The following is a 12,958-nucleotide window of genomic DNA, read 5'->3' on the forward strand; positions in this document are numbered from 1 at the left end:
CCCTCCCGCCTGAGCGGGGGAGCGGCCGGGCCCGGTCCGTCGTGCGAGCGGTCAGAGGCGCTCGGGGACCGGGTTGCCGACGGCCTCGATGGCGCGGCGGACCGGGACCTTGAGCAGGACGGCGAAGCCGATGACGAAGAAGACCAGCAGCGAGATGATCGCCGAGCGGTAGCTGCCGGTGAGCTGGTAGGCAAGGCCGAAGACGAGCGGGCCCATCCAGCTGGTGCCGCGGTCGCTGACCTTGTAGAAGCTGAAGTACTCGGCCTCCCGGCCCGGCGGTATGAGGTGGGAGAAGAGGGAGCGGGAGAGCGCCTGGCTGCCGCCGAGCACCAGGCCGATCATGCAGGCCAGGGCGTAGAACCAGGCGGGCTGGTGGGCGGGCATGAAGTAGCCGAGGGCCAGGGTGACGACCCAGCCGACCAGGGAGCCGAGGATGGTCCGCTTGGCGCCGTACCGGTGGGCGATCCGGCCGAGCAGCAGGGCGCCGCCGATCGCCACGACCTGGACCAGCAGCACGGCGGTGACCAGCGAGGTCTGCTCCATGCCGAGTTCCTCGCTGCCGTAGAGCGAGGCCTGGGAGACGACGGTCTGGATGCCGTCGTTGTAGCAGAGGAAGGCCGCGAGGTAGAGCAGGGTGAGCGGGTGCTCGCGCATCCGGCGCAGGGTGCGGCCGAGTTCGCGCAGGCTGCCGGCGGCGGGCTTGCCGGGTTTTCCGGGCTTGCCTGGCGCGGTGGCCGTGGTGTCCGTGGGGGCGGCGGGGGCGGTGGGGGTGGTGGGGGCCACACCGGCCCGGGAGGGCAGCCGCAGCATCGGGACGATGGTGAACAGCGCCCACCACAGGCCGGCCGAGGCGAGGCAGATCCGTACGGCGGTGCCGGAGTCCAGGCCGAACGCGTCGTGGCCTTGGAACAGCGCCAGGTTGGCGATCAGCAGCAGTCCGCCGCCCGCGTAGCCGTAGGCCCAGCCCTTGGAGGAGACCTTGTCGCGCTCGTCGGGGGAGGCGAGGCCGGGCAGGTAGGCGTAGGACAGCGCGACCGAGACCGCGTACGCGATGTTGGCGACCACCAGCAGCCCGCCGCCGAGCAGGTAGCGGTCGCCGCCGAGGAAGAACATCCCCATCGTGGCGAGCGAGCCGACGTACGCGAAGCCGCACATCAGCTCCTTGTGCCGCCCGGTGCGGTCGGCGACGGTGCCGGTCAGCAGCATCACCGCGACCGAGAGCAGCACGGAGAAGGAGACCGTGTACGGGAAGAACGATCCTGCGCGGATCGTCAGGCCGAGCGGGTGGACGTTGCCGGCCGCGTCGGCGGCGTCCTTGGCGACGGTGGTCAGGTACGGGCCGAGGAACACCGTCAGGACGGTGGCCGAGAAGGCGGCGTTGGCCCAGTCGTTGATGTACCAGCCGAACTGCATCCGGCGCAGGGAGCGTGCGTCGGTGTCGGCGGCCGGGTCGGCACTGGGGTCGGTCGGTGGGTCGTCCGGCAGGTGCGTCGCCGAGTTCGTGGTGCTCATGGGGTTCCCATCACCGTGCTGGAGCCGGTACTGCCGTCCGTCCAGCAGCCGCGCTCGCCGAGGACGTCCCGCAGGACGTCGATGCGATCGGCCATGATGCCATCCACACCCAGGTCCAGGAGAGCCCTGATCCGTGTGGGATCGTCCACAGTCCAGACGTGCACCTGGAGGCCGAGCCGGTGGGCGGTGCGGACGAAGGCCCGGTCGACCACCCGGACGCCCCGGTGACGCTCCGGCACCTGCGCGCACAGCCCGGCGAACGGCGGCCCGGACGGTGCCCCGGACGGGGCTTCGGACGGCGCTCCGGACCGTGTGGAGGCGCGCCCGGGCAGGAACGATTCGGCCAGCGAGCGCAGCCGCAGCCGGGCCACCTCGCGCGGGCCGAGCGAGGTCGCCAGCCGGGGTCCGGCGGCGGCGCGGACGGCGGCCAGCCGGCTGTCGGAGAAGCCGCCGACGCAGACCCGGTCCCAGGCGTCGGTCCGGCGGATCGCCTCGACCAGCGGCCCGACGGCCGGCGCCGCCTTGACGTCGATGTTGAAACGGGCCCCGGGGAACGCGCCGAGCAGGTCCTCCAGCAGCGGCACCGGCTCGGTCCCGCCGATCCGGGCCCGCCTGACGCTCTCCCAGGGCAGCTCCGCCACCGCCCCGGCGCGGTCGGTGACCCGGTCGAGGTGCGTGTCGTGGAAGGCGACCAGCACACCGTCGGCGGTCGCGTGCACGTCTGTCTCCAGGTAGCGGTACCCGAGCGCGACGGCGGCCTCGAAGGCGGCGAGCGAGTTCTCGGGGCGCCCGAGGTCACCGCCCCGGTGGGCGAAGGCGAGCGGCCCGGGGTGGTCGAGGAAGGGGTGCATGCGGTGCTCCGAGCTGCGGGGGGAGGGCCCGACGGCTCCGACGGGGTCGGGATCCGCGGGCGTACCAGCGCGTTACAGTATGACGCACCCTGTCAAGCAGTAACGCGCCGCCGGGCCCCGGCCGGATCCCCGGTCAGGCCCCCGTCAGGTCCTCCCGCCGGGCCCCGTCAGGCCCCCCGGACGTCCCGGCGCATGCCCAGGATCTCCGCGACGGCGTCCAGCCACCGGGCGAGCAGCTGGTCGCCGTCGACGCTGGTGACGGTGGTGGCCGCCGAGCCCAGCCAGTCGCGGGCGAGCCGGGCCGGCTCCGCCCCCGGCAGCGGCTCGGTGAGGTCCGCGGCGTAGCGGGCGCCGCCGCTGCGCACCACCTCGGCGAGGAAGGCGAGCGACCGGGGGAGCACCCCCAGCGCGTCGGCGGCCAGCGCCGCCGCGACGGCGCCCTCGCCGAACAGCGCGGCCCGGTGCGGACCGGCGAAGGCCAGGCCGTAGCGGAGCATGGCGGACACGTCGAGCTGCCGCAGCTCCTCGTCGGTCCTGGGGCGGAAGCGGTCGTCGGGGCTCATCGGACCGTCACCGGGTAGGTGTTGCGCACGACCATGTTCCTGTTCTCTTCGCTGGGTGCGGGGAGGTTGCAGTAGCTGCGGAAGCAGTTGAGGAGGGTGACGGCGGTGGTCCCGCGGCCCTTGGCCTCGAAGGTGTAGAAGCGGGTGCCGCCGACGCCGTCCGAGGTCTTCGACTCCGCGGGGAGGTCGAGCTTCTCCGCGACCAGGGCCGCGACCGCGGCGTCCGGCTGCGGGGCCGCGACGCTCCAGCGGTCGCCGACCGAGGAGTTGTCCCGGACGGCGATCGTGAAGCGCTCGCCGACGGCGAGGCTGACCGAGCGCTCCTCCGCGCCGAGCACCCGGCCGCGGTCCGGACCGGACGGCGCGTCCTGCCCGCAGGCCGTCAGCCCGGCCGCCAGGACGGCCGCCAGCGCCACCGACCGCAGCGGCCCGCGGGTCGGCCTCCGCGCCGACGCCGCCGTGAACACCCTTGCCACGCCCGTCACTTCGGCAGGTGGACGGCGTAGGCGGTGGGCAGCCGGTCGTCCGAGGCCCCGGCCATCCGGCCGTTGACGAAGTCGTCCTCGCTGACCCAGGTGGTGGTGCCCCACGGGTTGTAGATCTGCAGCATGTTGCCCTCCTGGCCGACGATCATCATCGCGTGGCCCGACCGCTTGCCGTCCTTGTCGTAGCCCTCGACCCCGACCGGCACCGGCTTGCCGTCGGCGACCGCCTTCTCGATGTCGGGCAGCAGCTCGCGCCGGGCGTTGCTGTCCGGCATCGGCTTGTAGTCGAAGTCGGCGCCGGTGTGCGGGCTGACCTCCTTCTCCAACACCTTCTCCTTGCCGTCCGCCCCCATGCCGTCCCAGTTCGCGCCGCCGTCGCCCTCCTGGTGCACCCGGTGCTGCTCGGCCAGCAGCCGCTGCTGGAAGGCCGCCGGGTCGTCCTCCTGGCCGGACGGGCCGCCGGTCAGGTCCAGCGCGTAGAGCGGGTCGACCATCGCCCGGGCGGTGACGGTGGAGGAGGCGACGCAGGTGCCCTCGGTGTCCGCCTGCTTCCAGTTGGCGCCGTCGAAGGTCACCTGGTCCGTGTTCCGGTTGGAGCCGTTCTCCTGCTGCCCGCCGCTGCTGGTGTCCCCGTCCTCGGTGTAGACGGGCGTCAGGTGCGTCCGGAGCCACTCCGGGTCCTTGCCGTGGATCTTGCCCTGGAAGGCGCGGATCTCGTCCATGGAGTGGCCGGCCGCCAGCGCCTTCATCAGATAGGCGCGCTCCTGCGGGGACTTGGAGTCGGCGAGCAGCTTCTCGAAGTCCGCCCGGTCCTTGTCGTTCATCTTGTCCAGGTACTCGCCGGACCGCTTCATGTCGTTGGCGGTCAGCAGCTCGTTCAGCTCGGTCGGGCCGTCCGGACCGGAGGTCTCGGCCAGCACCAGCTTGTCGGCGGCGGTGACGGCGTTGGTCTTCATCTTCCCCGCCCGGGCCTCGGAGGCCAGCTTGTTCAGGTCGCGGGCCGCCGCCCGGGCCGCCTCGTCGGCGTGTTTGGCGGCGCTCAGCATCGCGTCGACCTGGGGCACGGCGGCCTGCTGCGCCTTCTTGCGCGCCGCCTCGTCCTCGTCGTCCTCGAACCACTCGTCGAACCAGCCCTGCTCGCCGCCCAGTTCGCTCAGCACCTGCTGGAGCGCGGACCGCGCGGCGCCGTCCTGGCCCTGGGCGGAGCGCAGCGCGTCCGCGAGGCCGAGCAGGGCCGTCCCGCCGTTGTAGAGCGCGGTGGTCTGCTGGTCGACGGCGCGGGCGGCGGCGGCCACCACCTCGGCGGCCTTCGCGCCCGTCGAACCGGTCCAGACGTCCGGCAGCCCGGAGGTGGCGACGGCCAGGACCTCCTGGTGGAGCTGGGTCGAGTCGGCGGCCGCGGTCTTGTAGCGGTTGCCGGTGGCCTCGATGGTGCCCGGGTCCCCGACCGGCGCGTGGACCGCCAGCGCGCCCTTGATCGCGGAGATCAGATCGTTCTTGTTGTCCGCCCCGCGGACGTCCTTCAGCCGGTCGGTCAGCGCCTTGCAGCGCTGCGTGGTGGATTCGCCTGCCATGACGGCCCGTTCGCCCCCTGTACCCGTTGCCCGTGGTGTCGTTCCCCGCCGCTGCCCGGCGGTCCTCCGCCGGCTGCCCATCGGCCGCTCGACGGCTGCTCATCGGCTTGCGGACGTCAGCTCGTCAGCCGCCGTCCGCTCCGGTGTCCGGCGCGCGCCGGCCCCGCCTCAGCCGAAGGGCCGGTAGTCGCCGCTGCGCGAGGCGGAGGCGAGATCCTTCACCACGCTGCCGTCGGCCGACTGGTAGCCGTTCGAGGAGCCCCGCACCTTGCCGGCCAGCTCGCTCAGCGCGCTCTTGATCGTCGCGGTCTCCGCCTGCCAGGCGCTGCTGAAGTTGCGGTACGCCGGGTCGACGTCCTCGCCCCCGAACACGTCCGCGCTGTAGCAGACCGGGTCGCTGATCGCCGTTCCGATCGTCCCCTCGTCCCCGGACGCCTTGTCCAGCGCCTTCGCCTGCCCCTCGGCCCCGCCGGCCTGGATCGCGTACCCCGACCCCTGCGCCATGGTTCACCCCTCGTGCGTCCCCCGAGCCGTCCACGCGACGGCGTTCGAGCACCCTACGGGCCCTCCGGTGCCCGGGCAATTCGTATCGCGCCTGGTGGGAGGGCTGTTGCGAATTCATGACACACCGTCCGGAACCCGGTGACGGCGGGCGACGGACGCTCCGTCCGCGGTCACCGGGCGCCGCGCCGCGGACGTCACCCTGCCGCGGGCGGGGCGGCGGCCCCGGCTACTGGATGCTCCAGCGGTGCGGGTGGCGGGGGTCGGCGGGGCAGGCGAAGACGTTGAGCAGGCCCCAGCGGCCGACGGTGACCTCGGTCGGCATGACGACGCCGTGGCCGTCCGCCGAGGCCTCGTCCTCCAGCGGCCGCCAACTGCCGCTGCCGCCGTCCCACTCCGAGCTGTCGACGGTCAGCAGCAGCCGCATCGGGGTCGCGCAGTCGTGGCAGTCCATCGGGGCCGGGTCGGTGCTGTGCCAGGAGGCGAAGCCGCCGACGCGCCAGCCGGGTGGGATGGACAGGTCGTACTGGTAGAGCGGCGGGTCGTCCTCCCCGCGCTCCTCGGCCGCAGCCTCCCGGGCCTCCTCCCAGGCGCGGACGCGGGCGCACAGGTCCTCCGGGAGGAGGCCGGCGAACGGGTAGGTGGGCACCTGCTCGGGATGCAGCACGCACGGCTCGGGCAGGTACCCGTCGAAGCCGACGACCTCCGGTCGAGGGGGCGTGGCCAGCACCTCGGCGACCTCCCACGAACGGCGCCAGCGCAGGTCGAGCAGCATCTCCCAGCGGCCCGGGCCGTGGGCGTCGAAGGGGCACCAGAACACCTGGAGCAGGTCGCAGCCGTCCGGCCCGGGCGGCAGGTCGGGGACGTCCCGCCGGTAGAACTGCGCGAGGCCGACCAGCGGCAACGGGCCGTCCGCGGCCGGGCCTTCGACGCGGTGGCGGCGGTCGAGCTCCTTGAGCAGCTGCCGTTCCGCGTCCGTCGGTCCGGGGTCCTGCTCGCGGTTCCAGGCGGCGGCCAGGACCTCCCGGGAACGGTGGACGTCCGCCGGGCGCCGGCCGCGGGCGTGCGGGTGGGGGTCGGTGCAGACGGGCCAGGGCTCGTCCGCGGGCCACAGCAGCGGGCCGCCGACGGAGCTCGCCGAGGCGTCCGGCCGTCCGGGGCGCGGATGGAGCCGGGTGGTGGTGCCCCGGTGATGCGCCAGTTCGGGGAAGAGCGCCTCGACGTCGAGCGGGCGCGGGGGTGTGGTTCTCGGCATGGGGTCGACCCTAGAGAGTGGCCGGTGGCGCCCGGGAGCAGGGTCCCCGGCGCCGTGCTGTCAGCGCCGTGCCGGTGTCCCGCCGACGGTGACAGCGCGGTGTCCGCGTCCTGCAAGTGGCGGACCGCACAGTGGTGTTGAGACAGAGCAATCCATGGGAGGAACACCATGTCGAACAGCACTTGGCCGGGCTCCGGCCCGCGCACCACCTCCGTCCTGGTCTCCGGCGCCGGGATCGCCGGCACCGCCCTCGCGTACTGGCTGAACCGGTACGGCTTCCGCGTCACCGTCGTGGAGCGGGCCCCCTCGCTGCGCGGCGGCGGGCAGGCCGTGGACGTCCGCGGCACCGCCCTGACGGTGGTCGAGCGGATGGGGCTGCTGGAGGAGATCCGGGCCCGTCGAACCGGCCTGCGCGGGATGTCCGTGGTCGACGCGGACGGCCGCGAGCTGCGCCGCACCACCGAGTGGACGGCCACCGGCGGGCCGGTCGACGGCCCGGACGTGGAGATCCTGCGCGACGAACTCGCCGGGCTGATCGCCGCGGCGGACGCGGGCGTCGGGGGCGCCGGAACCGCCGGGCCCGGCGTCGAGTACCGCTTCGGCGACTCGATCGACACCCTGGTGCAGCACCGGGAGGGCGTCGAGGTCCGGTTCCGCGGCGGCACCGAGCAGGCCTTCGACCTGGTCGTCGGCGCCGACGGCCTGCACTCGAACACCCGCCGCCTCGTCTTCGGCCCCGAAGCGGACTACCTGCACCCCATCGGCACCTACCTCGCCGGCTGGAGCGTGCCCAACCACCTGGGCCTGGACCGCTGGGAGGTCGTCCACCGGCTCGGCGACGACCAGAACTGGTTCTGCATGGCGATGACCGTCCGCGACAACAGCGAACTGCGGGTCTTCGTCGGCCTCGACACCGAGGAGCCGCTCGACCGGATGCTCCCGCGCGACCCCGCCCGGCAGCGGCGGCTGGTGGCCGAGCGCTCCGCCCACGCGCGCTGGGAGGTGCCGCGCTTCCTCCGGGCGCTGGAGGAGACCGACGCCTTCCACTACGACGTCGTCGCCCAGATCCGGATGGAGCGCTGGTCCAAGGACCGGGTCGTGCTGCTCGGCGACGCGGGCTACTGCTGCTCCCCGTTCACCGGTCAGGGCACCAGCGTGGCCCTGACCGCCGCCTACGTCCTGGCGGGCGAGCTGCACGCGGCCGACGGCGACCACCGCACGGCCTACCCCGCCTACGAGCGGCGGCTGCGCGACCACGTGGCCGCCAACCAGGCGATCCTCGAACTGACCGGCGACCGGCGGGCCCGGGTCGACAGCATCGCGAACCTCGAAGGGCCCGGTCCGGAGCTGGAGGCGGCCTTCCGGGCGGCCCTCGACTTCGACCTGCCCGCGTACTGACCGCCCCGACCGCCGGTTTCGCCGCCCCGACGATCCGCCCCGACGGCCCGTCCCGCCACGGGCCGTCCGGGCGCCCGTCCTACAAGGCGGGGGAGAGCTCCGCGGCGAGCCGGCGCAGCTCGGGCCCGTACTCCGGGTTGGCGAGCGCGGCCGCGAACTGGGCGCGCAGGTAGGCGGCGGGGTTGCCGGTGTCGTACCAGGTGCCGGCGATGACCTGCCCGTAGACCGCGCGCCGGGCCGCGTAGGCGTTGATGGCGTCGGTCAGGTAGACCTCGTCCTCGGGCTTCTCGTGCCAGCGGAGGGTCAGTTCGCGCAGCTCGTCGACGATGCCCGGGGTGATGACGTAGCCGCCGATCGCCGCGTACGAGGAGGGCGCGTCGGCCGGCTTCGGCTTCTCGACCAGGCCGCTGATCCGCAGCGAGCCCCCGCCGAGGTCCTCCTTCACCACCGGCACGCCGTACCGGTAGGAGTCCTCGGGTGCCATCGGCATCAGCGCGAGCACCGGCGCGTTGGTCTGCTCGTACGCCCTGATCAGCTGCTGCGCGCGGGGGACCTCCGCCACGAAGACGTCGTCGGGCCAGAGCACCAGGCAGGGCTCGTCCCCGAAGTGGCGGGCGGCGTTGAGCACCGGGGTGCCGTTGCCGTACGGGCCGTGCTGGTAGAGGTAGCTGATGTGGCCCTTGCGGGACAGCTCGCCGACCTCCTCGACCGCCGCCGCGAAGGCCTCCTTGCCGTCCCGGCGCAGCTGCTCGACCAGGACGGGGTTGGGGCGGAAGTGCTCCTGGATCAGCCCCTTGTCGCCGTTCACGACGATGGTGATGTCGGTGATGCCGCTCTCGACCAGCTCGCGCACGGTGTGCTCGATCACCGGCTTGTCGCCGACCGGCAGCATCTCCTTCGGCGTGGCCTTGGTCAGCGGCAGGAGGCGGGAGCCGAGCCCGGCGGCGGGGATGACGGCTCGGCGGATCGTCCTGGGGGCCATGTGAGACGCTCTCTCGTTTCGTCGGTGGTGCGACGCCTTGGTGACGCGGCGTCACGGCCGACGCTATCAAGGACCGGCGGCACGTTGAGTGGACGGCTGCCGTACGGAAGTTGGACCCCCGGCGGCCGTCCGGCTGCGCCCGCCGCCCGCGGGCGGCCGGTGACCGGTGGGGCGCGGGAGGTGCGAGGGGATTCGTGGGAGATTTGTCCGCCGGGGGACGTCAAGACGGCGTCGCCCGCTCCGACCACCGGTCGAGGGCGGCCCCGCCGGGGCCCGCGAACCCGAGGAGGACGAGATGAAGTTCCTGATCAGCCTGCACCTGAACCCGGCCGTGCTGGACGCGCTGACCGACGAGGAGAAGGGGGCGATCGGCGCCGGGCACGGCCGGTTCATCGAGGAGCTCAGGGAGTCCGGCGAGCTGGTCCTCACCCAGGCGCTGGTCGATCCGTCGCAGGCCGCCGTGGTGACCGTCCGCAACGGGCAGCCTGTGGTGACCGACGGACCGTTCCTGGAGGCCAAGGAGTTCCTGGGCGGCTTCTACCTGGTCGACTGCGAGGACAAGGAGCGCGCGGTCGAACTGGCCGGCCGCATCCCGGACGCCGCGATCGAGGGGCTGGGCGTCGAGGTGCGGCAGGTGATGTTCTCCGACGGACACTTGGAGGCATGACGGAACCGGACTTCGAGGACCTGCTGCGTGGGCTCACGCCGCAGGTCCTCGGCGCGTTGGTACGACGGTACGGCCGCTTCGAGGGGTGCGAGGACGCGGTGCAGGAGGCCGTCCTCGCCGCCACCGTGCAGTGGCCGTCCGAGGGGGTGCCGGACAACCCGCGCGGCTGGCTGGTGACGGTCGCCTCGCGGCGGCTGATCGACCAGCTGCGCGGCGACCGCGCGCGGCGCGAGCGGGAGTGGGCGACGGCGGCCGCCGAGGTGGTCCCGGAGGAGGTGCCGGACACCGACGACACGTTGCTCCTGCTGTTCCTGTGCTGCCACCCGGCGCTGACCGCGGCGTCCCGGACCGCCCTGACGCTGCGGGCGGTCGGCGGACTGACCACGGCCGAGATCGCCCGCGCGTTCCTGGTGCCGGAGGCGACGATGGCGGCCCGGATCAGCCGGGCCAAGCAGCGGATCAGGGCCGCCGGCGGCTCGTTCGAGCAGCCCGGGCGGGCGCTGTCGGCGGAGGAGCGCGAGGAGCGGCTGCGGGTGGTCCTGCACGTGCTCTACCTGATCTTCAACGAGGGCTACACCGCCACCTCCGGCGGCGAGTTGCACCGCCTCGACCTCGCCCGCGAGGCGATCCGGCTGACCCGGGCGGTGCGCGCGAAGTTGCCCGAGGACGGCGAGGTCGCCGGGCTGCTCGCGCTGATGCTGCTGACCCACGCCCGCCGCGCGACCCGGACGACGGCCACCGGCGACCTGGTCCCGCTGGCCGAACAGGACCGCACCCGGTGGGACCGCGACCTGATCGGGGAGGGAACGGCGCTGGTCAAGGCGGCGCTGGCCGGACCGGAGCTCGGCCCGTACCGGCTCCAGGCCGCGATCGCCGCCACCCACGCCGACGCGGCCCGCGCCGAGGATACCGACTGGCGGCAGGTGCACGCCCTGTACCTGATCCTGGAACGGATCGCACCCAACCCGATGGTCACCCTCAACCGGGCGATCGCCCTCGCCGAGACCGAGGGCCCGGAGGCCGGCCTGGCACTCCTCGCCGCGCTGGACGCGGACGCCCGGATGGCCGGCCACCACCGGCTGCTCTCCGTCCGGGCGCATCTGCTGGAGCGGACCGGCGACACGGCGGGGGCGTACGAGCACTACCGGCGCGCCGCCCGGGCCACCGCGAGCCTCGCGGAGCGCCGGTACCTGGAGACCCGGGCGGGCCGGGTGCGGCCGGCCGGTTGAGCCGGCCCGCTGATCGGGTCTGCTGATCGGGCCTGCTGAGCCGCGTCCGGTCGGGCCGCCCGGTCGTGCCGCTTCGCGGGGCCCGGGGCCCGGGTCAGAGCCCTATCGCGTCGGCCGTCTGCTCGGTGGTCCAGGCGAAGAAGTCGTCCGCCGGGTCCAACGAGCCGACCAGCTGGCCGTGGAGCTCGAAGCCGATCAGGCCGACCAGCTGCACCCAGGCGCCGATGGTCCGGGCGAGGACGTGCGGCGGCAGGTCGAGGCCGAACTCCGTGACGATCCGGGTCAGTTGCCCGGCCAGCGCGCCGCGCGGCGGCGGGACGGGCTGGGTGGGCCGCAGCCTGGCGTCGCGGACCACGCCGATCAGGGCGAACGGCAGCCGGGTGGCGGGTTGGACGGTGGTGCGGGGCGCCGCGTAGCCCGGCACCGGGGTGCCGTAGAGCAGCGAGAACTCGTGCGGGTTGGCCCGGGCCCAGTCGCGGGTGGCCGTCCACAGCGCCCGCCAGCGCTCGCGCGGCGCGGCCGCCCCGGCGGCGGCGAGGGCGCCCTCCGCGGCCGCGCCGAGTTCGTTGTAGGCGTCGATGATCAGTGCGGTCAGCAGCTCGTCGCGGCTGGCGAAGTAGCGGTACAGCGCGGAGGAGGCCATGCCCAGCTCGCGGGCGACGGCGCGCAGCGACAGCTGCTGGGCGCCCACCGAGGCGAGTTGGCGGCGGGCCTCCTGCTTGATCTCGCGGGTGAGTTCCTCGCGGGCCCGTTCGCGGGCGGTCCGGATCGCTGGCATGGGGACAGACTGCCACATTTCGGAGCGCCGCACACAAGCGAGAGCACTGCTCTTGTTTCTTTCGTCCGCCGGTGCCATGCTGAAGGAGTCGAAGCGAGAGCAGTGCTCTCGAAGAGAAGCGGTATTCACGGAACCGAGGAGTCGCGATGTCCCGCGCCGAGCACCTGCCCAGCTCCACCACCCGCCTCCAGGCGCCCACCACCCGCCTGGGCATCGCCGCCGGCAAGCTGCTCAACGGCATGGTCGCCGCCTTCGCCAAGGCCGGGGTCAGCCTCTGGGGCTCCCGGGTGCTGGCCGTCCGCGGCCGCACGAGCGGCGAGTGGCGCACCACCCCCGTCAACATCCTCACCCACGAGGGCGAGCGCTACCTGGTCGCACCGCGCGGCCACACCCAGTGGGTCCGCAACCTCCGGGCGGCCGGCACCGGCGAACTCCGGGTCGGCCGCCGCACCGAGGCCTTCGGTGCCACCGAACTCCCGGACGCCGACAAGCCCGAGGTGCTCCGCGCCTACCTGCGCCGCTGGAACTGGCAGGTCGCCCCGTTCTTCGAGGGGATCGGCCCGGACGCCCCGGCCGAGGACCTGCTCCGGGTCGCCCCCGGCTACCCGGTCTTCCGCATCACGGGCAGCTGAACACCCCTGCCGGACGGGGGCGTTCGTACCGGAAGGGAGGAACTACGGTGAGTCACCGGGCCCTTCTTGCTCCCGAATCGTTGTCCACGGCGGCAGACCAGCCGAGGACAACCACCGGAGGTTCCCCATGAGGGACGAGCCCGAAGCGACGGACGAACCCGAGAAGGCCGACGAACCCGAGAAGACCGACGAGATCATGACGATCGACGGATACGAGATCGTCGACGGGATCGAGACGATCGACGGGATCGAGATCCCGCCGTACCGCAGCTACACCTGGGACGGCGAGGAGGGGGCCGTCCACATCGTCCTCTACCCGGGCGAGGAGGAGGCCGACGAGGAGCGCAAGGCCGAGTTCCGGGCGAGGGGCGTCCGGATGCTGGCCGACCTGAACGCCGAGCGGGAGGCGGAGCACACCCCGCCGTTCCCCGGTATGCCGAACCTCCGCCTGATCCACGGCGAGGGCCCCGCCTGAGGTCCCGCTCCCGCCTGGACACCCCGCTGCCCGCCCTGTGACACCCCGCCCGCGCA

At 73.7% G+C, this 12,958-nt stretch carries 14 protein-coding genes; 5 read left to right on the plus strand and 9 right to left on the minus strand.

From position 1 onward, the window contains the following. Positions 1 to 51: 51 nt before the first annotated feature. The 7 genes from ACFU7Z_RS24425 to ACFU7Z_RS24455 form a co-directional block, all read right to left on the minus strand. On the minus strand, positions 52 to 1,512 hold the full coding sequence (locus ACFU7Z_RS24425; protein ID WP_380779611.1) for an MFS transporter: 1,461 nt from the start codon (positions 1,510 to 1,512) through the stop codon (positions 52 to 54). Next, positions 1,509 to 2,363, minus strand: coding sequence for a glycerophosphodiester phosphodiesterase (locus ACFU7Z_RS24430; protein WP_380779613.1), 855 nt, complete (start codon positions 2,361 to 2,363; stop codon positions 1,509 to 1,511). The genes ACFU7Z_RS24425 and ACFU7Z_RS24430 overlap by 4 nt, the downstream gene beginning before the upstream one ends. A 167-nt stretch (positions 2,364 to 2,530) precedes the next feature. Continuing rightward, the gene (locus ACFU7Z_RS24435; protein WP_049651416.1) at positions 2,531 to 2,926 is read right to left on the minus strand and encodes a hypothetical protein; all 396 of its coding nucleotides are present in this window, start codon (positions 2,924 to 2,926) and stop codon (positions 2,531 to 2,533) included. Then, complete coding sequence (locus ACFU7Z_RS24440) at positions 2,923 to 3,402, minus strand: protease inhibitor I42 family protein (protein ID WP_380779615.1); 480 nt, start codon at positions 3,400 to 3,402, stop codon at positions 2,923 to 2,925. Before ACFU7Z_RS24440 ends, ACFU7Z_RS24435 begins: the two co-directional genes overlap by 4 nt. Positions 3,403 to 3,407: 5 nt before the next feature. Further along, the gene (locus ACFU7Z_RS24445) at positions 3,408 to 4,985 is read right to left on the minus strand and encodes a peptidoglycan-binding protein (protein WP_375877564.1); all 1,578 of its coding nucleotides are present in this window, start codon (positions 4,983 to 4,985) and stop codon (positions 3,408 to 3,410) included. Positions 4,986 to 5,153: 168 nt separating this feature from the next. After that, entirely contained in the window at positions 5,154 to 5,489 is a 336-nt protein-coding gene (locus tag ACFU7Z_RS24450; RefSeq protein WP_074005969.1) for a hypothetical protein, read from the minus strand. 226 nt (positions 5,490 to 5,715) lie between these two features. Then, positions 5,716 to 6,741 carry a hypothetical protein gene (locus tag ACFU7Z_RS24455; RefSeq protein WP_380779617.1) on the minus strand — a complete coding sequence of 342 codons (1,026 nt, stop codon included), beginning with the start codon at positions 6,739 to 6,741 and terminating at the stop codon, positions 5,716 to 5,718. 168 nt (positions 6,742 to 6,909) lie between these two features. Between ACFU7Z_RS24455 and ACFU7Z_RS24460 the strand changes: the two genes are divergently transcribed. Further along, positions 6,910 to 8,139 carry an FAD-dependent monooxygenase gene (locus tag ACFU7Z_RS24460; protein WP_380779619.1) on the plus strand — a complete coding sequence of 410 codons (1,230 nt, stop codon included), beginning with the start codon at positions 6,910 to 6,912 and terminating at the stop codon, positions 8,137 to 8,139. 79 nt (positions 8,140 to 8,218) lie between these two features. Here ACFU7Z_RS24460 and ACFU7Z_RS24465 read toward each other — a convergent pair whose 3' ends face one another. Continuing rightward, positions 8,219 to 9,121 (minus strand): UTP--glucose-1-phosphate uridylyltransferase, encoded by a 903-nt coding sequence (locus ACFU7Z_RS24465; RefSeq protein ID WP_049651410.1) that lies wholly within the window; start codon positions 9,119 to 9,121, stop codon positions 8,219 to 8,221. Positions 9,122 to 9,416: 295 nt separating this feature from the next. On the opposite strand from ACFU7Z_RS24465, the gene ACFU7Z_RS24470 reads away from it, so the two are divergent. After that, the gene (locus ACFU7Z_RS24470) at positions 9,417 to 9,788 is read left to right on the plus strand and encodes a YciI family protein (protein WP_049651409.1); all 372 of its coding nucleotides are present in this window, start codon (positions 9,417 to 9,419) and stop codon (positions 9,786 to 9,788) included. Continuing rightward, the gene (locus tag ACFU7Z_RS24475) at positions 9,785 to 11,017 is read left to right on the plus strand and encodes an RNA polymerase sigma factor (protein WP_380779621.1); all 1,233 of its coding nucleotides are present in this window, start codon (positions 9,785 to 9,787) and stop codon (positions 11,015 to 11,017) included. Before ACFU7Z_RS24470 ends, ACFU7Z_RS24475 begins: the two co-directional genes overlap by 4 nt. Positions 11,018 to 11,111: 94 nt before the next feature. On the opposite strand, the gene ACFU7Z_RS24480 is transcribed toward ACFU7Z_RS24475, so the two are convergent. Continuing rightward, positions 11,112 to 11,795 (minus strand): TetR/AcrR family transcriptional regulator, encoded by a 684-nt coding sequence (locus tag ACFU7Z_RS24480; protein ID WP_375877559.1) that lies wholly within the window; start codon positions 11,793 to 11,795, stop codon positions 11,112 to 11,114. Positions 11,796 to 11,941: 146 nt separating this feature from the next. On the opposite strand from ACFU7Z_RS24480, the gene ACFU7Z_RS24485 reads away from it, so the two are divergent. Further along, entirely contained in the window at positions 11,942 to 12,427 is a 486-nt protein-coding gene (locus ACFU7Z_RS24485) for a nitroreductase family deazaflavin-dependent oxidoreductase (protein WP_380779624.1), read from the plus strand. Between the two features lie 127 nt (positions 12,428 to 12,554). Beyond that, positions 12,555 to 12,902 carry a hypothetical protein gene (locus ACFU7Z_RS24490; RefSeq protein WP_049651406.1) on the plus strand — a complete coding sequence of 116 codons (348 nt, stop codon included), beginning with the start codon at positions 12,555 to 12,557 and terminating at the stop codon, positions 12,900 to 12,902. The last annotated feature ends 56 nt before the right edge of the window (positions 12,903 to 12,958 follow it).

The sequence above is a fragment of the Kitasatospora sp. NPDC057518 genome, assembly GCF_042802075.1.
Classification (GTDB): Bacteria; Actinomycetota; Actinomycetes; order Streptomycetales; family Streptomycetaceae; genus Kitasatospora.